Origin of the sequence: Streptomyces yerevanensis (assembly GCF_000716805.1) — a bacterium.
Classification (GTDB): domain Bacteria; phylum Actinomycetota; class Actinomycetes; order Streptomycetales; family Streptomycetaceae; genus Streptomyces; species Streptomyces flaveus.
Genome location: NZ_JNWJ01000028.1, coordinates 45785 through 70204, shown reverse-complemented (window position 1 = coordinate 70204; position 24420 = coordinate 45785). Strand labels below are relative to the sequence as shown.

Sequence of the window (24420 nt, the reverse complement as noted above, 5' to 3'; positions counted from 1 at the left end):
TCTTCTGCTCGATGACGCGCCGCCTTGACCCCTAGGATTCCACCTATCACCTCACCGGTCTCATTCGACAGGAACCCCATGAGCGACACTTCCCCCTACGGCTTCGAGCTTGTGCGGCGTGGGTACGACCGCGCTCAGGTGGACGAACGCATCTCGAAGCTCGTCTCCGACCGTGACAGCGCTCTGGCCCGCATCACCGCCCTGGAAAAGCGCATCGAGGAACTCCACCTCGAGACGCAGAACGCCCAGGCCCAGATGAACGACGCCGAGCCGTCGTACGCGGGTCTCGGCGCGCGCGTCGAGAAGATCCTCCGCCTCGCCGAGGAAGAGGCGAAGGATCTGCGCGAGGAGGCCCGTCGCGCGGCCGAGCAGCACCGCGAGCTCGCCGAGTCCGCCGCCCAGCAGGTACGCAACGACGCCGAGGCGTTCTCCGCCGACCGCAAGGCCAAGGCGGAGGACGAGGGCGTCCGGATCGTCGAGAAGGCCAAGAGCGACGCCTCGCAGCTGCGTTCCGACGCGCAGAAGGACGCGGCGTCCAAGCGCGAGGAGGCGGACGCCCTCTTCGAGGAGACCCGCGCCAAGGCCGCGCAGGCCGCCGCCGACTTCGAGACGAACCTCGCCAAGCGCCGCGAGCAGTCCGAGCGCGACCTGGCCTCGCGTCAGGCCAAGGCCGAGAAGCGCCTCGCGGAGATCGAGCACCGCGCGGAGCAGCTGCGCCTGGAGGCGGAGAAGCTGCGTACGGACGCGGAGCGCCGGGCCCGCCAGACGGTCGAGACGGCTCAGCGCCAGGCCGAGGACATCGTGGCGGACGCGAACGCCAAGGCGGACCGGATCCGTTCGGAATCCGAGCGCGAGCTTGCGGCTCTGACGAACCGCCGCGACTCGATCAACGCTCAGCTGACGAACGTTCGCGAGATGCTGGCGACGCTCACGGGCGCCGCAGTCGCTGCCGCGGGCTCGCCGGAGCAGGACGAGCCGATCTCGCGTGGAGTTCCGGCTCAGCAGTCTCGGTAAGTACGGTTCACGGGGCCGCACCCCCCAGAGTCAAAGCCCTCTGCCACTGAAGTGGCAGGGGGCTTTGTCCCGTTTTAGCGTTGCCGCATGATCGAAGTCGAAGGGCTGACCAAGCGGTACGGCGCGAAGTTGGCCGTGGATCGGCTGACGTTCAGGGTGCGGCCCGGGATCGTCACGGGGTTTCTGGGGCCCAACGGGGCCGGGAAGTCCACGACGATGCGGATGATGCTCGGGCTCGACCGGCCGACCGCGGGGGACGTACGGATCGACGGGCGGCGTTACGAGAGCCTGCGGGATCCGCTGAAGTACATCGGCGCCCTTCTCGACGCCAAGGGCGTGCACGGCGGGCGCAGCGCCTTCCATCATCTGCTGTGCCTCGCGCAGAGCAACGGCATCCCCAAGAGCCGGGTGCACGAGGTCCTGCACGCGGTGGGCCTGACTGCGGTGGCCCGCAGGAAGGCGAAGGGGTTCTCGCTCGGGATGGGGCAGCGGCTCGGTATCGCGGGGGCACTGCTCGGCGATCCGCGGATCCTGATGTTCGACGAGCCGGTCAACGGGCTCGATCCCGAGGGCATCCACTGGATCCGGAACCTGATGAAATCCCTTGCCGCACAGGGCCGTACGGTCTTCGTCTCCTCCCACCTGATGAGCGAGATGGCGCTGACCGCCGACCATCTCGTCGTCATCGGCCAGGGCCGGCTGCTCGCCGACACCTCCATGGCCGACTTCATCCAGCACAACTCGCACTCGTACGTCCGTATCCGCACCCCACAACAGGAACGGCTGCTCGACGTGCTCGACGAGGCCGGGATCAAGGCCTTCCGGGCGGGCGGCGGAACTCTGGAGGTGGGCGGCGGCAAAGCGGAGCGCATCGGTGAGCTGGCCGCCGAGCACCGGATCGTGCTGCATGAGCTGAGCCCTCAACAGGCGTCCCTGGAGGAGGCGTTCATGCGGTTGACGGCCGGGTCGGTGGAGTACCACGCGCAGGGCGGCACGCCGCACACCGGCTGGAAGAAGGGCTGAAGCATGGCCACGACCCAGGTCGTCCGGTCCGAGTGGACCAAGATCCGCTCCGTGGCGTCCACAGTGTGGACACTGAGTCTCGCCGCCGTCGTCACCGTCGCCCTCGGCATGCTGATCTCGCTGCTGTCCAGGAACGAGTGGGACTCCATGAGCACGCGGGACCAGCTCTCCTTCGACCCGACCTACACCAGCTTCGCGGGCATGAGCCTGGGCCAGCTGGCGATGATCGTGTTCGGCGTGCTCGTCGTCTCGAACGAGTACAGCACCGGCATGATCCGCACCTCGCTCGCGGCCGTCCCGCAGCGCGGCACCTTCCTGTTCGGCAAGATCGCGGTGGCGACCGGGCTCGCGTTCGCCGTCGGCCTCGCCACCAGCTTCCTCGCCTTCTTCGTCGGGCAGGCCACGCTCGGCGAGCACAATGCGTCGATCGGCGACGAGGGCGTGCTGCGCGCGGTCATCGGCGGCGGCCTCTATATGACGCTCATCGCCGTGTTCTCGATGGCCGTCGCGACGATGCTGCGCGGCCCGATGCTGTCGCTCGGCATCCTGATGCCGTTCTTCTTCCTGATCTCCGGGATCCTGGCCGCCGTCTCGGCGACCGAGAGGATCGGCCGGTTCCTCCCCGACCAGGCCGGCAACAAGATCATGCAGGTGGTTCCGCCGGTTGACGACGACACTCCGTACGGGCCCTGGGGCGGCCTTGGCATCATGGTGCTCTGGGTCGTCGCCGCACTCCTGGGCGCGTACGCCGTGATCAAAAAGCGCGATGCGTAGGCCTTGGGAAGGCGCCCGCTTGAGCAGCGGGTTTTGCTCACACTTGATGGGAACCGTCAGCTCCCCGTTATCCTCCTAACCCTTAGGGCTTCGAACAGAGTGGGAGTCCGATCAGCTCGCGGCGTCTGGTGCGTGCGATCGCAAGGCGCCGGAAGGTCCTCGTAGCGGAGCTACTAGGGCCTTTCGGCAACGCGGCGAGCGTGCGTGCCAGACGCCGCGAGCCGGGCGCCCACTCTGTTCAAAGCCCTTACGGGGGGCGTGCGCCCCGACGTCCTGAACCTGACGTCCTGAACCTGTCGATGGGTGCGGAGAATGATCGAGGCAGTCGGCCTGACGAAGCGCTATGGCGCCAAGACGGCCGTGTACAACCTTTCCTTCCAGGTGAGGCCAGGTGCCGTCACCGGCTTCCTCGGGCCCAACGGCTCGGGCAAGTCGACGACGATGCGGATGATCCTCGGCCTGGACAACCCCACCGCGGGGCAGGTGACGATCGGCGGCCATCCCTATCGGAGGCTGCCCAACGCCCCCCGCCAAGTCGGCGCGCTGCTCGACGCCAAGGCCGTGCACGGCGGCCGGCACGCGCGCAACCACCTGCTGTCCCTGGCGCAGCTGTCGGGCATCCCGGCCCGCCGCGTGGACGAGGTGCTCGGTGTCGTGGGCCTCCAGGAGGTGGCGAAGAAGCGGTCCAAGGGCTTCTCGCTCGGCATGGGCCAGCGCCTCGGCATCGCCGCCGCGCTGCTCGGCGACCCTCAGGTGCTGCTCTTCGACGAGCCCATCAACGGCCTCGACCCCGAGGGCATCCTGTGGGTGCGCAACCTCATGAAGGCCCTTGCGGCGGAAGGCCGTACGGTCTTCGTGTCGTCCCACCTCATGAGCGAGATGGCGGTGACCGCCGACCACCTCATCGTGATCGGGCGCGGGCAGTTGCTCGCCGACATGAACATCAGGGACTTCATCTCCGCCAACTCCGCGGACTTCGCGCGCGTACGGACGCCCGACAGTGAGCCGCAGCAGCGCGAGAAGCTGACGTCCGCGCTGACCGAGGCGGGCGGCCAGGTGCTGCCCGAGCAGGACGGCGCGCTGCGCGTCATGGGCCTGCCGCTGCCCCGCATCAGCGACCTCGCGCACGAGGCCGACGTACGCCTGTGGGAGCTGTCGCCGCACCAGGCCTCGCTGGAGGAGGCGTACATGCGGATGACGCAGGGCGCCGTCGACTACCGCTCGACCAGCGACCAGCGTGCGGGCCTCCAGCAGGAGCTGCCGCCGGGTGCCATGCCGCCGGTGCAGGTGCCGGTGCCCGGGCAGGGCCAGCCGGGCTGGTACGCCCCGCCGCCGCCCCAGCAGGGCGGTCAGCCGTTCGCGATGCCGCAGGGACAGCCCGCGGGCCCGTACGGGGCACCGGCCGCGCCCGGCGGCCCCGGCGAGCCCAACCCGTACGCCCAGGCCGCTCCCGCGCAGCACGCCGCTCCTGACCTGACCAAGCCCGAGGACGCCCGATGAGTACGCCCCAGCCCTCCATGCAGCAGCAGATGCAGCAGCAGGCCGCGCCCAACTGGCAGGCGGCGCCCGGCCCTTCGTACACCTCGCCCATCCCGATCGTGCGCACCCACCTCGGGCACGCGCTCGCCTCCGAGTGGACGAAGATCAAGTCGGTCCGCTCGACGATGTGGACGCTGGGCGTCTTCGTGTTCCTCATGATCGGGTTCGGCCTGCTCCTCGCCCTGATCGCCGCGTCCACCGACATGGGCATGGAGGGCGAATCGCCCCTGGTCCTGGGCCTGATCGGGCCGATGCTCGGCAGCGTGTGCCTCATCACGCTCGGCGTGCTGACCACCTCCTCCGAGTACGGCACGGGGATGATCCGCACCACGCTGACCGCGTGCCCGAGCCGCGGCCGGGTGCTGGTGGCGAAGGCGATCGTGTTCTTCGCGCTCGCGTTCACGGTCACCCTGGTGGCCACGGCGCTCGTCGGCTTCGCGCAGGTGACGATCCTGGGGGACAACGGCGCGGCGGACCCGACCGGTGGGGAGTGGCTCCGCGTCACGGTCGGCGTCAGCCTCTACGTCGCGCTGCTCGGCCTGCTCTCGCTGCTCATAGGCTCGCTCATCCGGCACTCGGCGGGCGCGATCACCATCATGATCGGCGTCTTCCTCGCCCCGCTGGTCATCGCGATGTTCATGTTCGCGGAGTCCCTGAAGGACGTGCAGCAGTTCCTGCTCGAGTACTCGATCCCGAGCCAGCTCAGCGTGTTCTACGGCTCGGAGCTCAGCTCCTCGGGCCCGTCCGGCTGGGACCCGCTGTGGATCATGCTGGGCATGACGGCCGTCACGTTCGTCGGCGCGTACTTCCTGCTGGAGAAGCGCGACGTGTGAGCCGTAGACGTGTGAGCCGTATCGGCAAGAGGCGCAAGAGGCCCAAGGGGCCTTAGAAACGTGGCGCGTTGCGGGGCCGCTGCACCCGAGTGGTGCGGCGGTCCTTCGCGTTCCAGCAGGCCTTGTGCCAGTGGCGGCGGTCGTCCACGCCCGCGTGCTCCGGCCAGGCAACCACATGCGGGATCGCCGAGGGGATCAACTGCTCGCAGCCCGGGCAGCGGTAGGTCTTGCCCTCGGCACTCGCGCCCGCCACATGACGTACGCTCCATGCCTCGCCCTGCCAGCTCTCCGTGGTCTGCCAGCCGCCGTAGCGGCCGGACCGGTCGCCCTGATCCGCGGACACGTTGGGGCCGCCCTTGGGACGATTGCGGCGCGGGGACACAGGACACCTCACGGGCTTTACAGGGAGCACGGGCCGCATCCAGCCTACGCGGCGCAGCCGTGGGTACACGTACCTCACAACCCCCACAGACTCCGGCGTGACCGGCTCATTCTGCAGACAATCCGCCAATTCCCCCGTCAAGCCGTGTCTTTGGCACGTGTCAGACGGTTATGCGGGTTGGGGAGCCGCCTCGGCGCCAAGGAGGACAGGAGTGCGATGCGCATAGGAAGTTTTGTACTGGCGGCCCAGTTTCCGGGACAGGGCCAGGGGGAGGCACTGCACCGCGCGGTGCGGTCGGCGGAGGTCGCCGAGGAGGCGGGGCTCGACGCGGTCTGGCTGGCCGAGCACCACTTCGTGCCGTACGGGACATGCCCGTCGGCCATCACGCTCGCCGCGCTGCTGCTCGGCCGCACCCGCCGCATCAAGGTCGGCACGGCGGTCAGCGTGCTCCCGAACGCGCACCCCGTGGCACTCGGCGAGCAGGCCGCGCTGCTGCATGTGACGTCCGGCGGACGCTTCATGCTCGGCGTGGGACGCGGTGGCCCATGGGTCGATCTGGAGGTCTTCGGAGCGGGTCTCGAGGCGTACGAGAAGGGGTTCCCGGAATCACTCGATCTGCTGGTGCGCTGGCTGCGCGAACCGTCCGTCTCGAGTGCGGGCGAGCGCTATGCCTTCCGTGAAGTCCCCGTCGTCCCAAGGCCGTCGGAGGATCTGACGGGCGCCGAAGGGCCGGAGGTCGTCGTCGCCTGTACCTCTGCGGCGAGCGTCCGGCTGGCCGCCGAGCGCGGTCTGCCGATGCTGCTCGGGATGCATGTCGGCGACGAGGAGAAGGCGGAGATGGTCGCGCTGTGGCGTTCGCACGCCAGGGCCGCGGGCCGCTCCCCCGAGGAGATCGCGAGCGCGGCCCATGTCTCGGCCGGCCTCGCGCAGATCGCGGACCGCCGCACCGACGCGGTCGAGACGCTCGTCAAGGCGATGCCGGGCTGGCTGAAGCAGGGCCTTGAGGCCCATGTGACGGTGGACGGCCGCGCCCGCGCGATGCGGGACCCGCTGGCGTACACCGAACTGCTCTGCGGTCTGCACCCGGTGGGCACGCCCCAGCTGTGCGCCGACCGACTGGCGGCGACCTCGGAGCGTACGGGCATCACCCGCTTCGCGCTCCTGGTGGAGGGCTCGGGTGACCTGGCGGCGACGGAGGAGAACGTACGGCGGCTGGGGGCGGAGGTGTTGCCACGGCTGCGGTGAGCGGGGGTTGCTGGTATGCCCGGGTCGGCGGCGGCGTCGGCGCTCAACGCGCCCGCCCCGCGGGGAGCTTGCCGCCCCGTGCAAAAATGCACCTCCCGCGTACGGGGCGGCAAGCCTGCGGCATCGCTGCCTCAGCAGTCCCGGAACTCCGGTGACTGGTTCAGCAGTTGACTGCGCACCGAGGTGAAGCGGGCCAGCGTGTGATCAACCGACTCGTCCAGCGGGAACACCGCCACCCGATGGCAGTTCTGGAAGGCCAGCCGCACTCCGAAGTGCCGCTGCAGCGCGCCGCGTATCGCGTCACTCGCGAGCGCTCGCAGCAACTGGCCCCGTGCCTGCTCGTCCGGCGGCGGCGTCTGGTTGTCGGCGAAGTTTCCGCCGTCCACCTTCAGTTGGGCCACCAGGGAGCTGATCATCTCCCATGCGTAAGGCAGGGAAGTCCGGACGCAGTCGACGAATTCCGCTTCGTCGACCTCGCCTCGCTCGGCCTGTTCGAGTAGGGCCGGTGAGACGTCCAGCGACATGGGTTCTCCTCTCGCACCCCCTCCCGACAGAGGGGGTTGACGGACAGGGTGGGAGACCGCGAGAACGGACACGCCGACAACGGACACGCTGCGTACTCGCGCCACGACCTCCCGTTCATACGGTAGGCAACTGTTCTTGATCGCACCAGGACATGCGGAACACAGCAGGGCACCAATGTGCACACAATCGGCCACTTTCGAACAGCATGTGCCACAGGCAAGAGACGTTGACGATGGGCGAATCGCGTCCACCACCGCCCGTCGAGTAGCGTTGCCGACCATGCGTCTCGTCATTGCCCGCTGCTCCGTCGACTACGCCGGCCGGCTCACCGCCCACCTCCCGTCGGCACCCCGCCTGATCCTGGTGAAGGCGGACGGAAGCGTCTCGATTCATGCGGACGACCGGGCCTACAAGCCCCTCAACTGGATGTCTCCGCCCTGCACGTTGAAAGAGGGGGCCGGGGACGAGAAGGACGTCTGGACCGTCACCAACAAGGCGGGCGAGAAGCTCATCATCACGATGGAGGAGGTCCTCCACGACTCCTCGCACGAACTCGGCGTGGACCCGGGCCTGATCAAGGATGGCGTGGAAGCGCACCTCCAGGAACTGCTCGCCGACCGCATCGAGACCCTCGGCGAGGGCTATTCACTGATCCGCCGCGAGTACATGACGGCCATCGGCCCGGTCGACATCCTGTGCCGGGACGCCGAGGGACAGACCGTCGCCGTGGAGATCAAGCGACGCGGCGAGATCGACGGCGTGGAGCAACTCACGCGCTATCTGGAGCTGTTGAACCGCGACCCGCATCTCGCGCCGGTACGCGGCATCTTCGCGGCCCAGGAGATCAAGCCGCAGGCCCGCGTCCTCGCGACCGACCGCGGCATCGGCTGCACGGTCCTCGACTACGACGCGCTGCGGGGCATCGAGGACGACAAGCTGCGGTTGTTCTGACAGCCGGGACGTTCTGAGGGTTACGACGGCAGAGGGCCGGGTCCGCATCAAGCGGACCCGGCCCTCTGCCGTGACGTACAACTGCCGTGTCGTACGCGGCTGTTCAGATCACCGCCGCCGACTCACCGCCGTCAGGTCACCACCGTCATATCAGCGTCGGCTCGTCGCCGTCCGCCGGAGCGCTCGCGGAGCCGGTGGTCTCCTCGGGCGGGGTGGACACCGGTGTGCTGGGCAGCTCCGGCGCCGGGCCGCTGGCCGAGTTGTCCGGCGGCGTGGGCGGGTCCGGCGGGTCGTCGGTCGGCGGATCGACCGGGTCGTCGGTCGGCGGGTCCGGCGGATCGACCGTGGGCGGATCGCTCGGATCGGTCGGATCGTCGGTCGGCGGGTCCGTCGGATCGTCCGTGGGCGGACGGGTCGGGTCGTCGGTCGGCGGCTTGGTCGTGGGCGGCTTCGTCGGGGACTTGGTCGGGTCGTCCGGGTCCTTCGTCCCGGTCGGATCGTCTTCCGACGGCTTCTTGCTCGGAGTCGGCGTCGGATCGTCCGCGGTCCCCACGATGCCGTCCTCGCCCGGGTCCGGGGGCGCCGGACGGCTCGTGGAGTCCGAGTTGCTGTCGTCGTCCCTCACCGGCTGGTCCGCGCCGAGCCCGCCGCCGTTCTCACCCGGACCGGCCGACGGGTTGACGCCGACCCGCTCCGAGGGGGTGTTGTCGTCGGGGTTCGAGGTCGCGCCGAGCGTCACCACCGTGCCGAGCACGGCGACGAGGAGCGCGCCCGCGCTCGCGGCCACCAGATTGCGCCGGGTGCCCTGCACCAGCCGCTTGACGCCGCTGGTCCGGTGCGACGCCGGAGGTCCGGTCCGACGCGTGACCACCGTCGCGAGCTGGGGTGTGGGCGGCGCCACCGACGCGAATGTGGCCGGTACGCCACCGGGGGGCGACGCCGACTCCTCGTACCGGGCGTCGGGCACCTCCTCGCCCGCCATCGACCCGAACCCTGCCGCCGGAGTGGCACCCGTACGGTCGTCGACCAGCGCGAGGGCGCGGCGGCCTGCGACGGCACCGCGCTTGTCGGCGACGGCGCCGCGCAGCCCGACGGAGGATTCCAGCTCGGCGCGGGCCCGGTCGTACTGTCCGCCGCAGAGCGCCAGTATCCCCAGCTCATGGTGGAAGTAGGCCTCTTCGGAGACCTCACCGGCGACCCGGGCCACCTCGGCGCCCGCCCGCAGCGTGCGCTCCCAGGAACCCCAGTCCAGGCTCGCGGCGAACGCGGGCGCGACCGCGCGCGCCAGCTGTACGGCGGCGTTCTCCTCCTCGCCCTCCACCGGCGGCAGGGCGACCGACACCAGCGCGGTGAGCGCCGCGAGCACGGCGTCCGCCTCGGCGGCGACCCGCTCCGGGGTGACCGAGGGATGCCCGGCCCACCAGGCGTAGTGCTGGGCGGCGGTGTTCGCCCTCTCCTCCGCGTCGGACGCGTACCCGACGGTGACCAGCTGGGTGTGTACGCCCGCCGCGAGCCGGTAGTGCGAGCCGACCGGCGTGACGAGCGCGCAGCCGACCAGCTCCGCGAGCGCGGCGTCCGCGTGCGTGTCCCCGACGAGGGCGGGCAGATGCGCCTGGTGCGGCACCTCGCCGCCCAGCGCGACGGCGAACCGCAGCGTGGCGCGCGCTGATTCGCTGAGCCGGGAGGCGAGCAGCGCGGCGGGCGCGGCACCGTCGGCGAGCGAGGGCAGCGGTACGTCCTGGATGTCCTCGGCGTCGAAGGGCGCGTCCACGGGCGCGTCCTCGTAGTAGCCGAACTCGTCGAAGGCGTTCGGATCGGCACGCAGCTGGTCGCGCTGCCGCAGCAGCGCACCGGCCTGCACGAAGCGCAGCGGCCGTCCCTCGGACTCGAACCAGAGGTCGCCCGCCCAGTTCGCCTCGTCCTCGGTCAGTACGCGGCCCACGGCACGCTCGAGCAGTTCGAGCCCGCCGGCCCGACCGAGGCCACCGAGGAACACCTCTTCGAGGAGGGAGTCGGCGGACGGCGCGGCGACCTCGGGCGTCGCCGCGATCAGGAAGGCGCACTCGGGTGTCGCGTCGAGCAGCTCGTCGAGCGCGCTGCCGCCGAACTCGATGTCGTCGAGGACGACGACCGCGCCGATCTCACGGACGAGCGCGAGCAGTTCGTCCGGTTCCGGCCGGTACAGCGGCGCGCTGTAGACGGCCGCGAAGAGGTCGTGCAGCAGATCGCTCACCGTGCGGCGGTAGCCGCTGAGGCGTACGACGCCGTCGGGCGCGAGGTCCGCACAGTCGTCGGCGACGGCGTCCAGGAGCGCCGTACGGCCCGATCCCGACGGCCCGGTGAGCCGTACGGAACGCCCGCGCGCAAGCAGGCGTACGAGCCGCTCACGCTCCTCCTGGCGCTCCAGGAGCGGCAGCCTGGGTTGCACATGCCCCGGTGGTACGGGCGGCTGCGCGGCGCGCGCCAGCTCGGCGCGCTCGGCGGGCGTGAACTTGACCGGTCGGCCCGGCCGCTCGCCCGGCGGGCAGAGCTCTATCTCGCTGCCGTCGACGGGGTTGACGGTGAGCAGGAAGTCACCGGACACCAGCTGAACGGTGCGCGCCAGCGCCGGTGTGCCCTGGCCGCTTCCCGGTGCGAGCGCCTGCGTGAGCGGATCGCGCGGCGGTCGCTGTCGAGGCGTACGGCCTCCCCCACTCTCGAATTCGCTCGAGTGGGAGGTGCCCCCACCGTCACGGCCGAGCTCTTCGGGTCCTCGGTTGTTCGTCGGGTCCATAGGTCCAAGCCCCCCAAAAGCGTTGTGTGCCGAGCCCCCCGGCCTGCTGCACACTGCGCTGTCGCTTCTGGTCCGGTGCCCGCTCACGGGTTGGTGAGGGTAGCGAGCAGCCGAACCCTAAACCTTCACACAGTATCTACGAACAGACGGGGTACGGCGTCGTCCGAGACGTCACAGCTTCATGAGGATTGTGCGTCCTGAGCTTTTCATGCAGGAGACGGCGGTCCGTTTCCTTGAGAAAGCTGGTTCGAGTAAGCGGCGGTACGTTCCTTCTGGAGGCGGCGGTCCGGCTCTCACACCCGGGGCAGCGACTCGACTCCGATGCCGCCCTCGACCGCCAGGATCCGGTGCAGCCGGGTCGCCACCAACAAGCGTTGCATCTGCGGCGGAACGCCGCGCAGCACAAGCCTCCGGCCGCACCGCCCCGCCCGCCGGTGGGCCCCCATGATGACACCGAGTCCGGTGGCGTCCCAGGAGTCCAGCTCTGACAGGTCGAGCACCAGGTCGCCGGCTCCGTCGTCGACGGCCGAGTGCAGGACCGTACGGGCGTCCGCCGCGCTGACGACGTCGAGGCGGCCCCCGACGACCAGCTCGGCGTGGTCGCCCTTGATGTGCATATGCGCTCCCCGAGAGTGCGTTTGGTGTTCAGCGTCTTTCGTGCTCTTCCGTGTCCTGTGTTTGTGCCAGGACTGACTGTTGTACCGGGGCAGAAGTTGCCGTCTGTAAGCGAACCGATACCGAAACCACCCCGAAGGGTGATCACTGTAAGGGACGACAGAAGGTCAGTAGGGGTAAAAACCCTGCCCGCTCTTGCGTCCGATATCGCCGGCGTCGACCATCCGGCGCATCAGTTCCGGAGGGGCGAACTTCTCGTCCTGGGTCTCCGTGTAGATGTTGCTCGTCGCGTGCAGCAGGATGTCCACGCCCGTCAGGTCGGCGGTGGCCAGCGGCCCCATCGCATGGCCGAAGCCCAGCTTGCAGGCGACGTCGATGTCCTCGGCGCTGGCCACGCCCGACTCGTACAGCTTCGCCGCCTCGACGACGAGCGCCGAGATGAGCCGCGTCGTGACGAAGCCGGCCACGTCGCGGTTGACGACGATGCAGGTCTTGCCGACGGACTCGGCGAACTCCCGTGCGGCGGCGAGTGTTTCGTCGCTCGTCTTGTAGCCGCGCACCAGTTCGCACAGCTGCATCATCGGGACCGGCGAGAAGAAGTGGACGCCGACGACCCGCTCCGGGCGCTCGGTGGCCGCCGCGATCTTGGTGATCGGGATGGCGGAGGTGTTGGACGCGAGTACGGCCTCGTCCCTCACCAGCTTGTCGAGCGCACGGAAGATCTCGTGCTTGACTTCCAGCTTCTCGAAGACGGCTTCGACGACGATGTCGGCGTCGGCGACCGCGTCGAGGTCGGTGGTCGCGGTGATGCGCCCCAAGGCCTCTTCGGCCGCACCGGCGTCCAGCTTCCCCTTGCTCACGAACTTCTCGTACGAGGCCTTGATGCCGTCGGTGCCACGGGTCAGCGCCTCATCGGTGACATCCCTCAGGACGACATCCCAGCCGGCCTGTGCGGACACCTGGGCAATACCGGAACCCATGAGTCCGGCCCCGATGACGGCAAGCTTCCGTGCCACAGTCCGACTCCCCTAACCCGCTTAACACGCTGCTTATATCTGCCTCTCCGGCGGACCTTAGCGCTCGTGAAGGGCTGTGTGACCGGTAAGTAATGCGCGTCACGTCTCATAGGACGGACATCACACCGGCATGGGTCATTCCGCCGCTCGTACGGCGTAGTTGAGGACCTTCTCGCTCAAAAGGTCCTCCATGTCGTCGAGAAGGTCGAGGGCTTCGCGGGACACCTCGGCGGCTCTCCGGCCCGCGACCATCTCGCGGCCGATCATGGCCATGAGGGTGGACTGGACCCAGCTGATCTGTCCTGCCATCAGGGTGGGCAGCGGGTCGTCGGGGGCCGCGTCCGTCTCCTCCCTGAGGGTCTGCTCGAGGTGTTCCAACGCCTCCTGCTGAACGCGCCACAGCCGGGCCTTGAGTGTGTCCGCCTCGTGGATGACGCGAAGGAAGTCGCCGTAGCCCTCCATGAGGCCCACCTTGGGCGAGACGGTCTCGACCTCCTCGCGCAGTTCGCGCAGTACGGCGGCGGCGGCCGACTCGCCCTTGCGCCGGGCCCGTACGTACCGCGAGAGCCGGTCGACGATGCCCTTGCTGCGGTCGAGGAAGAGATCCTCTTTGGCCGGGAAGTAGTTGTACACGGTGTTGACGGAGACGTCGGCGGCGTCGGCGACTTCGGCGATGGTCACCGTCACGAAGCCCCGCTCCACGAACAGCCTGGTGGCGATGTCCGAGATGTGCTGCCGGGTCTGCCGCTTCTTCCGCTCCCTGAGCCCCTCTGCCATACCTCCATCGTAGCTTCGCTGTAGTCGATTAAATTTTGGGGTCGTTGCAAAATTTCATCGACTCTGTTTTTCTTGGGCGCATGGCAATCATCAGCACGGCCGGGCTGGCCCGGACCTTCCAGACGAAACAGGGCCCGGTGGAGGCGGTGCGGGGCGTGGACCTCACCGTCCAGCCGGGCGAGATCGTCGGCTTCCTCGGCCCCAACGGCGCCGGCAAGACGACCACACTCCGGATGCTCACCACGCTGCTCGCGTCCACCGGGGGCGCGGCCACGGTCGCGGGCTGCGATCTGGCGACGGACCCGGCCGGGGTGCGGCGGGCGTGCGGTTACGTCGCGCAGTCCGGCGGGGTCGATCCACAGATCACCGTGCGGGAGGAGCTGGTCACCCAGGGCCGCCTGTACCGGCTGACGAAGGCTCAGGCGACGGAGACAGCCGAGGAGCTGGCCCGCGATCTGGACCTGACCGAGCTGCTCGACCGCAAGTGCGCCGCCCTCTCCGGCGGCCAGCGGCGTCGCCTGGACATCGCGATGGCGCTCACCCACCGCCCGAAGGTGCTGTTCCTCGACGAGCCGACGACCGGCCTCGACCCCGGCAGCCGCGCCGACCTGTGGAACCTGGTGCGCCGGCTGCGCGACGAGCACGGCACGACCGTGTTCCTGACCACCCACTACCTCGACGAGGCCGACGCGCTCTCCGACCGCCTGGTCATCGTCGACAAGGGCGAAGTCGTGGCCGAGGGCACGCCGAGCGCGCTGAAGCTGCGGTACGGCGGCTCGGTCGACGCCTCGCTCCAGGACACGTTCCTCGCCATCACCGGCCGGGGCCCCGCACCGGTCGACGCCACCCCCGTAGCCGTCTAGGAAACCCATGCTGCTGCACGACACCGCACTCATCTACGGCCGCTACCTGCGCCAGTCCCTCCGCTCCCGCTTCGCACTGCTCTTCGGCGTGCTGATGCCGCTGCTCTACCTGCTGTTCTTCGGTCCGCTGCTGACCGATCTGCCGCTGGGCGGGCAGGGCAGCTCCTGGCAGGTCCTCGTCCCCGGGCTGCTGCTCCAACTCGGTCTGTTCGGGGCGTCGTTCGCGGGCTTCACGATCATCATGGAGAAGGGCCAGGGAGTGGTCGAGCGCATGCGCGTCACCCCCGTCAGCCGGCTGGCCCTGCTGCTGGGCCGGGTCCTGCGGGACGCCACCGTCTTCGTCTTCCAGGCGGTACTGCTGGTGCTGGCCGCGTTCGCCATGGGCCTCAGGGCACCGCTGCCCGGCGTCCTGATCGGCTTCGCGTTCGTCGCCCTGCTGACCGTTTCGCTCGGCTCACTGTCGTACGCGCTGGCCATGAAGCTCAGCACACCGCAGACCTTCGGCCCGGCGGTCAACGCGCTGACCATGCCGTCGATGCTCCTGTCGGGCCTGATGCTCCCGATAACCCTGGGCCCGGCCTGGCTGGACGTCCTGTCCCACTTCATGCCGTTCCGCTATCTGGTGGACGCGGTGCGGGACGCGTACGTCGGCTCGTACGCCACCACGCACATGCTGTACGGCACCCTGGTCGCCCTCGCCTTCACGGCGCTGGCCGTGACAGTGGGCACACGAGTGTTCCGGACGGCCGGAGCGTAACTACGCTGGTCGCATGGTCAATCTGACGCGCATCTACACCAGGACCGGCGACCAGGGCACCACCGCCCTCGGCGACATGAGCCGGGTCGCCAAGACCGATCTGCGGATCGCGGCGTACGCCGACGCCAACGAGGCGAACGCGGTGATCGGTACGGCGATCGCTCTCGGGGGGCTGGACGAGGAGCTTGTGAAGGTCCTCACCCGCGTGCAGAACGATCTCTTCGACGTCGGGGCCGATCTGTCCACGCCGGTCGTCGAGAACCCGGAGTTCCCGCCCCTGCGCGTCGAGCAGTTCTACATCGACAAGCTGGAGGCGGACTGCGACCGGTTCCTCGCCGAGTTGGAGAAACTCCGCTCGTTCATCCTGCCCGGCGGCACGCCCGGTGCGGCACTGCTGCACCAGGCGTGCACGGTCGTACGGCGGGCGGAGCGGTCTACGTGGGCGGCGCTGGAGGCGCATGGTGAGGTGATGAACCCGCTCACGGCGACCTACCTGAACCGGCTCTCCGACCTACTGTTCATCCTTGCGCGTTCCGCCAACAAAGACGTCGGAGACGTGCTCTGGGTCCCGGGTGGGGAGCGCTGACTTCTCCGCGTACGGGGCCTTTTCCGCGTATCCGTACGGGGCCTTCTTCGGGAACACCGTGTAGCCGAGCGGGATGAGCAGGTTGATGCCGATCACGAACAGCATCTTCGACTGCCAGTCGCGCAGCGACTCGGTCTCGCCGCCGGAGCCCACGTACCAGATCGCGGCCTGGAGCAGCGCCAGGGCGACGACCGCCGCGAGAATCCACCGGCCCGCGACCTTCCACTCGTGCACCGCGCGGGCGAAACCGTACTTCGGTGGCTTCACCGGTGGCGGGCCGCCCGCGAAGCGGTGGGCGAAATGGGCGTCGGCCCACTTGATCATGGAGTGGCCCAGGCCCACGGTGAAGCCGATGTAGACGGCGGCGAGACCGTGCTTCCAGTCGGGTTCCGCGCCGTTCTTGAGGTCGATGGCGGTGACGGTGAACAGCAGGACTTCGAGGAGCGGCTCGCACAGCAGCAGGGCGAGGCCGGTCCTCGGCATCTTGAGCAGATAGCGCGCGGTCAGGCCCGCGGCAAGCAGCGCCCAGAAGGCGACTTCGCAGACGATGATGAGTGTGACGATCATGGTTCGCTCCTCTCGGTCACCGTTCCAGGCTCCCGGCGGCAGCGGCCCGGATCGTCGTCGGCGGTGACGAATCGGCACTGCATCCTTCGATGTAGCCGCACTGGTGGAGTGTCGGTATTCGAGAGTTGCAGTATTCGCCCGCAAGGTTGCTGCTACGTACGGTGCTCGACACCGTGTGCTGACTCTGAGCCCTACCCACGTGTCCGCGTCAGCCGCGTTGTCGGCGGGCACGCAGATTGGCCCAGTGGCGCAGGCGTTCGCTGATCTGGGCTTCGTGGCCGTTGTCGGTGGGCTGGTAGTACGTCTCGCGGTCCATGCCGTCGGGGAAGTAGTTGTCACCTGAGAAGCCGTCGGCTGTGTCCGGGTCGTACTGGTAGTCCTTGCCGTAGCCGAGGTTCTTCATCAATCGGGTCGGGGCGTTGAGGATGTGGGCGGGCGGCATGAGCGAGCCGGTCTGCCGGGCCGATCGGTGTGCGGCGTTGAAGCCGCGGTAGACGGCGATGGACTTGGGGGCGGTGGCGAGGTAGACGACGGCCTGGGCGATCGCCAACTCGCCCTCGGGGGAGCCGAGCCGCTCGTACACGTCCCAGGCGGCGAGGGCCTGCTGGACGGCGTGCGGGGCGGCCATGCCGATGTCCTCGTTCGCGAAGCGGACCAGGCGGCGGGCGACGAACAGCGGGTCCTCGCCGCCGTCGAGCATGCGGGCGAGCCAGTACAGGGCCGCGTCCGGGTCGGAGCCGCGCATCGACTTGTGCAGCGCGGAGATCAGGTTGTAGTGGCCCTCCTGCGCCTTGTCGTACAGCGGGGCCCGCTGCTGGATGTGATGGGCGAGCCCGGCGGTGTCCAGGGGAGTCCCGGTATCGGGGAGGGCCTGGAGCTGTTCGGCCATGTTGAGGAGGTAGCGGCCGTCGCCGTCGGCCATGGCGATCAGGGCGCGGCGGGCGTCGTCGTCCAGGGGCAGACGGTGGCCGGTGAGCTGCTCGGCGCGGGCGAGGAGCGTGGACAGGGCGGTTTCGTCGAGGCGTTTGAGGACGAGGACCTGGGTGCGGGAGAGGAGGGCGCCGTTGAGTTCGAAGCTCGGGTTCTCCGTGGTGGCGCCGATCAGGGTGACAGTGCCGTCTTCGACGTAGGGCAGGAAGCTGTCCTGCTGGGCACGGTTGAAGCGGTGGATCTCGTCGACGAACAGCAGGGTGCCCTGGCCGATTGTGCGCCGGCTGCGGGCGGCGGCGAAGACCTTGCGCAGGTCGGCCACGCCGGAGAAGGTGGCCGACACCGGTTCGAAGGCCAGGTCGGCGGCGTCTGCGAGGAGCCGGGCGATGGTGGTCTTCCCGACGCCGGGCGGGCCCCACAGGACGGCGGAGCTGAGGCGCTGCTGGGCGACCATGCGGCCCAGCGGGGCGTCCGGGGCCAGGAGCTGGTCCTGCCCGACGACCTCGTCCAGCCGGGTGGGGCGCAGGCGGTCGGCGAGGGGCCGAGCGGGCTCCTCACCGAAGAACGGCAGGGTCGGTTCCATCGGTCTCTCGGGTCGCCGGCGGACGTGTGCGGACATGACGAGCTTTGCACGGGACACTGACAGGCTGCGGCTCAGCCGATCGTGGGGAAGTTCGCGGAACTCATCGGGCGCTGGGGCGGTCGCGCCGCGGCAGCCGCTCGACGGCCAGGTCGTAGGAGTCCTCGACCGCGTCGGTGACCAGCCGCTCGGTGACGCCGGGTCCAGGACCGAGGGAGATCCAGTGCCGTTTGTCGAGGTAGCGGCCCGGTGTGATCGAGGCGTGGTCGTGCACGTACGTGCGGGCGTGTTCGGGTTCGCACTTGACCGTGATGATCTGATCGTCCGGGTCGTCGGTGACGATCAGGAACACCTTGCCCGCGACCTTGTACACGTCGAGTCCCGGGGTGAAGGGGTAGCCGTGGCTGACGTCGGGGAGGGCCAGGGCCGCCTGGCGGGCGGTGTTCTGGAGCCGGTCACCGGCCGCGCTCACCGGGCCGCCCGCGTGGCGGTGCCGTAGGTGTGCGGGTCGACGGGCTGCTCGGCCTTGGGCAGATGGGCGACGACGAGCCGGTAGGAGTCGGTGACGAGTTCCTCGACCAGCTTCTTGTCGACGTCTTCCCCGCCCTCCAGGGTGATCCAGTGCTTCTTGTTCATGTGGTAGCCGGGGGTGATGTGGCTGTACTGCTCCCGCAGGGCGTGGGCCTCGCCCGGGTCCGCCTTGAGGATCACGACGGGCCGCCCCGGAACCTCGGTCATCAGCATGAACACCTTGCCGCGCACCTTGTAGACCTCCCAGTCAGGGCCGAAGGGGTGCTCCAGCTGAGCTCCGGGGAGTTCGTCTGCGCAGTCGGCGGCCGTCTTCTGCAGGGTCGATCCGTTCATAGGCCGTGGGTCTCCTCGGGCGGTGTCGGATGGTGGCATCGAAGAGGGGGAGGGCGCGCCGCGCGGGCGCGGTGGCAGGTCCCATCCTTCCGTCGAAGCCGACTGCGAAGGGGGTAGGCTGCGGACATATGATGGTCGATCGGCGACACTCCGGGCCGAGTGGGCAGGCTGGACCGGCTGCGGTTCCGCTGTACGGTTTCGAGCCCCCGGTCGGTACTCCGTACGGCCTGGAAGTGAGTACCGTCGAGGAATTCTTCGTCCAGCACGACGACTGGCCGTGGAACCCGCCCCGTCCGGGCCGTGCGACCTTCCACTACCTCATCGCGGTCACCGAAGGTGAGCTGCTGCACGACGTCGACCACGTCACGCGGACTGTCGGCCCCGGCCAGTGGCTGTGGGTGCGTCCCGGGCACGCGCAGTGCTGGCATCCGCCCGGCGCAGCCCGCGGCACCTTCATCCTGTTCGAACCGGACGTGCTGCGGCCCGACCTCGCCCGTCTCCTGGCCCCGCTCACCGCGCACGAGGCCCCGGCGGTGCTGAGCCCGCACCCCGACGACACCGCCTGGCTCCAGCAGACGGCACTCCAACTCCTGGACGAACACCGCGCACTGGGGCGCCGCCCCCTCGACATCCACCACGCCCTGCGCCGCAGCCTGCTCGAATCGCTGCTGCTGCGCCTGGCCAACTCCCCGGGCATCGCCCCCATCGGCACGGCCACGGCCGGCACGGGCCGCGCCGACAGGTACGGACGCTTCCTGGACGCCCTGGAGCTGCACTTCCGCGAGCTACACCAGGCTGCGGACTATGCCGAGTTGCTCGGCTGCTCGGTTCGCACCCTCAGTCGTACCGCCCGGGACGCCACGGGCAAGGGGGTACGTGAACTCATCGACGAGCGGCGTCTCTTGGAAGCCCGGCGCCTGCTGGGAGGTGCGCGGTGGGATGCCCGGGCTGTGGCGGTCCACCTTGGCTTCACCGATCCCGCGAACTTCGGCCGCTTCTTCCGCGACCGCACCGGCCTCACCCCGGCCGCCTTCACGGCCAGCGAGGCCCCGACCCACCCGTGAGTGGAGCGCGGCGGCTGGCGCACCTCTGACCACCCACAGGCCGACCACCTTGCCGGGGCCCGGCTTGCGGTGGGTGGCGAACGCCGGGTCGCGCACCGCCTTCTCGCTTTCAACCCGGCTGGCAGAGCGCGGCTCATCAGCCGTTTGCCGTATCGCTGAGGCCCGGCCTCGACGGCAGCTCACCAGTGCCGCCGCCCCATGCCGTGCCTGCTCGGCCGGCTTCCCAAGCTCCTCCGGGCCCGCCGATGGCAGAGCCCAGTCCCCTCGACCTCCCCTCGGCTGCCTGGGCCACGAGAGAAAGACAGGCAAGGAAGTTTCACCTGTTGACCACCAGGTGACCGCTGCACACCAGGCGTTTTGTCATATCCCGGGAAACGATGGGAGAGGTCACCGCGAGCGACCAGCCGCCGATTCACCGCGCGAAGCATCCGCATCGCGCTGGAAGGACATGTCATGACCGCCTCCACTCCCAAGGCTCCGACTGCACCAGGGGTGCGGTCCTGGTGGGGGATCCCGTACGCCACCGCCGAGCGGTACCGCCGTCCCGTGGTCGCGGACTTCGATCCCAGCCTCCCGTACGACCGCAAGGGCGTCGTCTCGATCCAGCCCGACAGCGGCGACTGGCTCGAAGCGGACAGCGGGATGGGTGAGGACTGCCTGAACCTGAACGTGTGGGCCCCCGAGGAGCCGGCCGGCGAGGCGGCGCTCCCGGTGACCGTATACATCCACGGCGGCGGATTCGAGGTCGGGGCGAACACGCAGATCACCTCGAACGCCGCCGGTCTCGCTGCGACGGGGCGGGTGGTGAGCGTGTCGGTCAACTACCGGCTCGGCGCCCTGGGCCCGCTCTCGCTGTCGCACTACGGCGGAAAGCTCGCCGAGGCCAGCAACCTCTTCCTCCAGGACATCATCGCCGCGCTCACCTGGATCCAGCGGAACATCGCCCACTTCGGCGGCGACCCCGACAACGTAACCGTCTACGGCCATAGCGCCGGCGCCTACTCCACCTTCGGACTGCTCGGCGCCTCCTCCGCCGACGGCCTGTACCGTCGCCTGGCCGGGTTCTCCGGCGGGCCCGCCCGCTCCATCCCGGCCTGGTGGGCCGAGGAACTCGCGCACCTGTTCGTCACCGAACTCGGCGTGGCGGACAACCCTGAGAAGCTGCTCGACCTCGACCCGCTCTCCCTGCGGGACGCCCTGCGCAAGGTCGCCCCGACGGACCTCGGAGTCCGCGGCGGGGTGGACAACAAGGCCACCGGCGTCGTCCTGGACATCGGGCAGCCCGGCGCCGTGGTGCACGCCCATCCCATGGACGTCCTGGCCTCGGGCGCGCACCACGACGTGGACGTGCTGCTGAGCATGGCCAGTGACGACATGGGTTGGTGGGTGGCGAACGACCTCGACCGCTACGACCCGGGCACTGTCGACCGCGTCGTCGACGAGGTCGCGGGGTGGCGTATTTCCCGCTCCCGCGCGCAGAAGATCGTCGACTTCTACGACCAGGGCGGCCGTACCCCGGCCGAGGTCCGTGCCGCGGTCATGGCGGACTACCTCTTCGCGATCCCCGCCGCCCGCGGCGCCCTGGCCCACGCCGCCGCCGGCGGCAACGCCCACCTCCTGGTGATCGGCCCCGCCGAGGGCGCGCCCGCCGTGCACGGCACCGAGATGTACGCCCTGGTCGGCCAGGAAAAGCCGGGCCGCAGCGCGGAGCAGGCCGAGCGTGACACCCGTATCCGCGACATCGTCCTCGACTTCGCCACCGGCGAGCACTCCCGCCTGTGGCCCGCCGTCGCAGACCAGCCGACCTCGGAAACCGTCGGCAACTCTCCCTTCGAGGGCACCGCCCACTACCAGCAGGTCCTCGACTTGTGGGAAGGCATCGGCCGCCCCTGACGGCCTGCGGGCGATACGGAAGAGCGCAGGGGACGACGAGACGGAGTGAGGTACTCGGTATGAGCCAACCGACAGCAGCAGGTGACGCCGCACCGGTGACGATGGGGGCCGTCGTCGTCACCCGGCCCGGCGGCCTCGACGCACTGGAGATCAAGGATGTGCCGGTGCCCGTCCGCAAGCCCGGCTGGGTGCGGATCAGGGTGAAGGCGTTCGGCGTCAATGAGTCCGAGGTCACCACCCGCAAGGGCGAGTCGGATGCGGAGGCCACCTACCCGCGCATCCCTGGCATCGAGGGTGTCGGCGTGGTCGACGCGGCCGACGAGGACAGCGGGCTGCGGCCGGGTCAGCAGGTGGCCACGATGATGGGAGGCATGGGCCGCTCGTACGACGGCGCGTACGCCCAGTACGTGACCGTCCCCGCGGCGCAGGTCATCCCGTTCGAGACCGGCCTGCCGTGGGACGTGGTCGGTGCGCTTCCGGAGATGTTCCAGACCGCCTACGGATCGCTGACCACCGGCCTGGACCTCCAGGCCGGGCAGACGCTGCTGATCCGCGGCGGCACCTCCACCGTCGGCCTGAGCGCGGCCACGATCGCGAAGGACCTCGGAGCCACCGTGCTGTCCACCACCCGCAGCCCGGAAAGGGCAGGGGAACTGCGGGCCGCGGGCGTCGACCATCCCCTCGTCGACAACGGAAGCCTCGCCGACCAGGTGCGCGAGCTGATGCCGGACGGAGTCGACGCCGCACTGGAACTGGTGGGCTGCTCGGTCCTCGCCGACACCCTGCGCACCGTCCGCCGGCACGGCACGGTCTGCTTCACCGGAGCCCTGGCGGGCCAGTGGACGATCCCCGACTTCAGCCCGTTCATGATCCCGGGCGGGGTGCGGCTGACCAGCTACGCGGGCGAGGCCGCCGACCTTCCGTCCGACGTCCTCGCCCACCAGCTCCAGGCCATTGCCGAAGGACGCCTCAACGTCCCCGTCGCGAAGGTCTACCACGGCCTGGAACAGGTCCGTGACGCCCAAGCCGACCTCGAGTCCGGCACCACACCGGGCAAGCACGTCGTCGTCCTGGACTACTGAGAACGGATCGCGGGACACCACAAGGTCATCGCACACCTCATGCCGATCGGCTCGAACCAGCACATCGTGCAGCGTGCGTACCTCCGATGGGCTCCGGCAGCTCACGCATGCGCGGCACCTCACTCACGTCTACATGATCAACAGATCCCCCTCGATGGTAAGTGGGTCGACTTGCCATAGGAGGGTGCGACAGCTACCTTCCATTAGGTAAGTCCATCGACTTACCTCCATTCTCGGCAAGGAACAGCCACATGATTCGTCTTGCGGGCAAGCGCGCCCTCATCACCGGCGGCACGAGCGGGATCGGTCTGGAGACCGCGCAGCGTTTTATCTCGGAGGGGGCCGATGTGCTGGTCACGGGGGTCACCCCGGCCAGCATCGAGAAGGCGAGGCAGATCCTCGGGGACAAGGTGCCGGTGGTGCAGGCCGATGCGCGCGATCTCGATGCGCAGCGCGGTCTGGCGGAGCGGGTGCGTGAGCACTTCGGAGAGCTGGACGTGGCATTTTTGAACGCCGGTGTCTCGGACTGGCGGCCGTTCGAGGACCACACAGAGGACAGTTACGACCGTCTCTTCGACATCAACGTCAAGAGCGTCTTCTTCCTCACCCAGGCCCTGGTACCTGTGCTGGCCAACCCGTCCTCGGTCATCCTCAACGCGTCCAACAGCGCACACGGCGGCTACGGTCACTCGAACGCCTACGCCGCGACCAAGGCGGCTGTCAGCTCCCTGATGCGGTCGTGGAACGCGGACCTGCTCAGGTCGCACGGCATCCGATTCAACGCGATCAGCCCCGGCCCGGTGGACACCCCGCTGTACTCCAAGATCGGGGTCGAGGATCCCGCCCAGCAAAAGGCGGTTCTGGAGGCGATCAGCTCCGGCATCCCCCTGGGGCGCATGGGTCTGCCCGAGGAGGTCGCGGAAGCCGTCGTGTACCTCGCCTCCGATGCTTCGGCCTTCGCTGTGGGCCAGGACCTTATCCTGGACGGTGGCCAGACCGTCCTCTGACAGCGAGGATGCGCTGGAAGACGGGCGAGGGGCGCAGGGATGTCGGTGGCGGACCGTGACCGAGCGAAAACCGGTGGCGATACGTGCGAGGCCGGGTATCACGCGCAGATCAAAGCCGAGAACCGCGCGCGCATCATCCACGCCGCCCGCGACCTCTTCCTCGCCCAGGGATACGACAAGACCTCCCTGGCCCAGATCGCCAGGGAGGCCCGCGTCTCCACCGGCACCCTCTTCAAGCGGTACCCCTCCAAGGCTGCGCTGTTCGCGGCCGTCACCTCCGAGCAGTGGCAGCTGGATGTGCAGTACGTCGAGCCCCCCGCGCCCGGCGATCCCCGGAACGGCCTGACGCACATCGGCCGCGACTACGCCTGCCTGGTCTCGCGGCCCGGCACGGCGGCGCTGTGCCGGCTCGTCATCACCGAGCTTCCCCAGATGCCGGAACTCGCCGACATCGTCGGCACCGGCTTCGCCATCGATCGCGGCCCCTTCTTCGACCGGCTCCGCGACTACCTCGAGGCCGAGGAACAGGCCGGCACGCTCGCCTTCCCCTCGACCGACGGACAGACGCAGACGGCATCCGCAGTGGCCGAGCAGTTCCTCGGCATGATCTGCGGCCAACTCCTGTGGCCTCAACTCGTACGGACCGACTTCGTCCCTCCCGCCGACCCAGTCGACAGCACAGTCGTGGACGAAGCCGTCGCCCTCATGCTCACCCGCTACCGCGCCCGATCCTGAACCCAGGACGCTGCGGCTACTGCGG

25 protein-coding genes are annotated in these 24420 nt (G+C 69.4%); 15 read left to right on the top strand and 10 right to left on the bottom strand.

From position 1 onward, the window contains the following. The first annotated feature begins 78 nt into the window (after nt 1–78). The 5 genes from OP79_RS27665 to OP79_RS27645 all read left to right on the top strand — a co-directional run bounded on the left by OP79_RS27665 (nt 79) and on the right by OP79_RS27645 (nt 5183). On the top strand, nt 79–1014 hold the full coding sequence (locus tag OP79_RS27665) for a coiled-coil domain-containing protein (protein WP_033323908.1): 936 nt from the start codon (nt 79–81) through the stop codon (nt 1012–1014). A gap of 87 nt (nt 1015–1101) precedes the next feature. After that, nucleotides 1102–2037, top strand: a complete 936-nt coding sequence (locus OP79_RS27660; RefSeq protein WP_033323906.1) for an ATP-binding cassette domain-containing protein — start codon at nt 1102–1104, stop codon at nt 2035–2037. A gap of 3 nt (nt 2038–2040) precedes the next feature. Then, complete coding sequence (locus tag OP79_RS27655; RefSeq protein WP_033323903.1) at nt 2041–2811, top strand: ABC transporter permease; 771 nt, start codon at nt 2041–2043, stop codon at nt 2809–2811. 312 nt (nt 2812–3123) lie between these two features. Further along, nucleotides 3124–4311, top strand: coding sequence for an ABC transporter ATP-binding protein (locus OP79_RS27650; RefSeq protein ID WP_033323902.1), 1188 nt, complete (start codon nt 3124–3126; stop codon nt 4309–4311). Beyond that, entirely contained in the window at nt 4308–5183 is an 876-nt protein-coding gene (locus OP79_RS27645) for an ABC transporter permease subunit (RefSeq protein ID WP_033323900.1), read from the top strand. The genes OP79_RS27650 and OP79_RS27645 overlap by 4 nt, the downstream gene beginning before the upstream one ends. A gap of 52 nt (nt 5184–5235) precedes the next feature. Here OP79_RS27645 and OP79_RS27640 read toward each other — a convergent pair whose 3' ends face one another. Next, complete coding sequence (locus OP79_RS27640; protein WP_033323899.1) at nt 5236–5565, bottom strand: hypothetical protein; 330 nt, start codon at nt 5563–5565, stop codon at nt 5236–5238. A gap of 216 nt (nt 5566–5781) precedes the next feature. On the opposite strand from OP79_RS27640, the gene OP79_RS27635 reads away from it, so the two are divergent. Further along, complete coding sequence (locus OP79_RS27635) at nt 5782–6810, top strand: LLM class flavin-dependent oxidoreductase (RefSeq protein WP_033323898.1); 1029 nt, start codon at nt 5782–5784, stop codon at nt 6808–6810. A 131-nt stretch (nt 6811–6941) separates the two neighbouring features. On the opposite strand, the gene OP79_RS27630 is transcribed toward OP79_RS27635, so the two are convergent. Next, nucleotides 6942–7334: an SCO5389 family protein gene (locus OP79_RS27630; protein ID WP_033323896.1), complete on the bottom strand. Its 393-nt coding sequence runs from the start codon at nt 7332–7334 to the stop codon at nt 6942–6944. Between the two features lie 280 nt (nt 7335–7614). Between OP79_RS27630 and nucS the strand changes: the two genes are divergently transcribed. Then, entirely contained in the window at nt 7615–8286 is a 672-nt protein-coding gene (gene nucS, locus OP79_RS27625) for an endonuclease NucS (RefSeq protein ID WP_033323895.1), read from the top strand. Nucleotides 8287–8431: 145 nt separating this feature from the next. Here the strand turns inward: nucS and OP79_RS50580 are convergent, their stop codons facing one another. The 4 genes from OP79_RS50580 to OP79_RS27605 form a co-directional block, all read right to left on the bottom strand. Further along, the gene (locus OP79_RS50580; RefSeq protein WP_033323893.1) at nt 8432–11059 is read right to left on the bottom strand and encodes an ATP-binding protein; all 2628 of its coding nucleotides are present in this window, start codon (nt 11057–11059) and stop codon (nt 8432–8434) included. A 293-nt stretch (nt 11060–11352) separates the two neighbouring features. Beyond that, on the bottom strand, nt 11353–11676 hold the full coding sequence (locus OP79_RS27615) for an STAS domain-containing protein (RefSeq protein WP_033323891.1): 324 nt from the start codon (nt 11674–11676) through the stop codon (nt 11353–11355). Between the two features lie 165 nt (nt 11677–11841). After that, nucleotides 11842–12690, bottom strand: coding sequence for a 3-hydroxyacyl-CoA dehydrogenase family protein (locus OP79_RS27610; protein ID WP_033323890.1), 849 nt, complete (start codon nt 12688–12690; stop codon nt 11842–11844). Between the two features lie 135 nt (nt 12691–12825). After that, a complete protein-coding gene (locus tag OP79_RS27605) occupies nt 12826–13467 on the bottom strand; it encodes a TetR/AcrR family transcriptional regulator (protein WP_033323889.1) in 642 nt (213 codons plus the stop codon). An 80-nt stretch (nt 13468–13547) separates the two neighbouring features. Here OP79_RS27605 and OP79_RS27600 point away from each other — a divergent pair, with 80 nt between their 5' ends. From OP79_RS27600 to OP79_RS27590, 3 genes are read left to right on the top strand one after another with little or no spacing between them, the layout of a single operon-like run. Continuing rightward, nucleotides 13548–14330 (top strand): ABC transporter ATP-binding protein, encoded by a 783-nt coding sequence (locus tag OP79_RS27600; protein WP_033323888.1) that lies wholly within the window; start codon nt 13548–13550, stop codon nt 14328–14330. A 7-nt stretch (nt 14331–14337) separates the two neighbouring features. Next, nucleotides 14338–15087, top strand: coding sequence for an ABC transporter permease (locus tag OP79_RS27595; RefSeq protein WP_033323886.1), 750 nt, complete (start codon nt 14338–14340; stop codon nt 15085–15087). A gap of 13 nt (nt 15088–15100) precedes the next feature. Next, nucleotides 15101–15673: a cob(I)yrinic acid a,c-diamide adenosyltransferase gene (locus OP79_RS27590; RefSeq protein ID WP_033323885.1), complete on the top strand. Its 573-nt coding sequence runs from the start codon at nt 15101–15103 to the stop codon at nt 15671–15673. On the opposite strand, the gene OP79_RS27585 is transcribed toward OP79_RS27590, so the two are convergent. The 4 genes from OP79_RS27585 to OP79_RS27570 form a co-directional block, all read right to left on the bottom strand. Then, nucleotides 15599–16240 carry a hypothetical protein gene (locus tag OP79_RS27585; RefSeq protein WP_033323884.1) on the bottom strand — a complete coding sequence of 214 codons (642 nt, stop codon included), beginning with the start codon at nt 16238–16240 and terminating at the stop codon, nt 15599–15601. The two genes, OP79_RS27590 and OP79_RS27585, sit on opposite strands and share 75 nt — an antisense overlap. 208 nt (nt 16241–16448) lie before the next feature. Continuing rightward, nucleotides 16449–17753 carry a replication-associated recombination protein A gene (locus tag OP79_RS27580; RefSeq protein ID WP_033323883.1) on the bottom strand — a complete coding sequence of 435 codons (1305 nt, stop codon included), beginning with the start codon at nt 17751–17753 and terminating at the stop codon, nt 16449–16451. Nucleotides 17754–17853: 100 nt separating this feature from the next. Next, entirely contained in the window at nt 17854–18222 is a 369-nt protein-coding gene (locus OP79_RS27575) for an MmcQ/YjbR family DNA-binding protein (protein ID WP_033323881.1), read from the bottom strand. Beyond that, entirely contained in the window at nt 18219–18614 is a 396-nt protein-coding gene (locus tag OP79_RS27570; RefSeq protein WP_033323879.1) for an MmcQ/YjbR family DNA-binding protein, read from the bottom strand. Before OP79_RS27570 ends, OP79_RS27575 begins: the two co-directional genes overlap by 4 nt. Before the next feature lie 128 nt (nt 18615–18742). Here OP79_RS27570 and OP79_RS27565 point away from each other — a divergent pair, with 128 nt between their 5' ends. The 5 genes from OP79_RS27565 to OP79_RS27545 all read left to right on the top strand — a co-directional run bounded on the left by OP79_RS27565 (nt 18743) and on the right by OP79_RS27545 (nt 24395). Beyond that, nucleotides 18743–19678, top strand: coding sequence for a helix-turn-helix domain-containing protein (locus tag OP79_RS27565; RefSeq protein ID WP_033323878.1), 936 nt, complete (start codon nt 18743–18745; stop codon nt 19676–19678). Between the two features lie 453 nt (nt 19679–20131). After that, nucleotides 20132–21571 (top strand): carboxylesterase family protein, encoded by a 1440-nt coding sequence (locus tag OP79_RS27560; RefSeq protein ID WP_033323876.1) that lies wholly within the window; start codon nt 20132–20134, stop codon nt 21569–21571. Nucleotides 21572–21630: 59 nt separating this feature from the next. Beyond that, nucleotides 21631–22653, top strand: coding sequence for an alcohol dehydrogenase catalytic domain-containing protein (locus tag OP79_RS27555; RefSeq protein ID WP_033323875.1), 1023 nt, complete (start codon nt 21631–21633; stop codon nt 22651–22653). A gap of 251 nt (nt 22654–22904) precedes the next feature. After that, entirely contained in the window at nt 22905–23660 is a 756-nt protein-coding gene (locus OP79_RS27550) for an SDR family oxidoreductase (RefSeq protein WP_033323874.1), read from the top strand. Nucleotides 23661–23699: 39 nt separating this feature from the next. Beyond that, nucleotides 23700–24395, top strand: a complete 696-nt coding sequence (locus tag OP79_RS27545) for a TetR/AcrR family transcriptional regulator (protein ID WP_033323873.1) — start codon at nt 23700–23702, stop codon at nt 24393–24395. Nucleotides 24396–24420 lie beyond the last annotated feature (25 nt).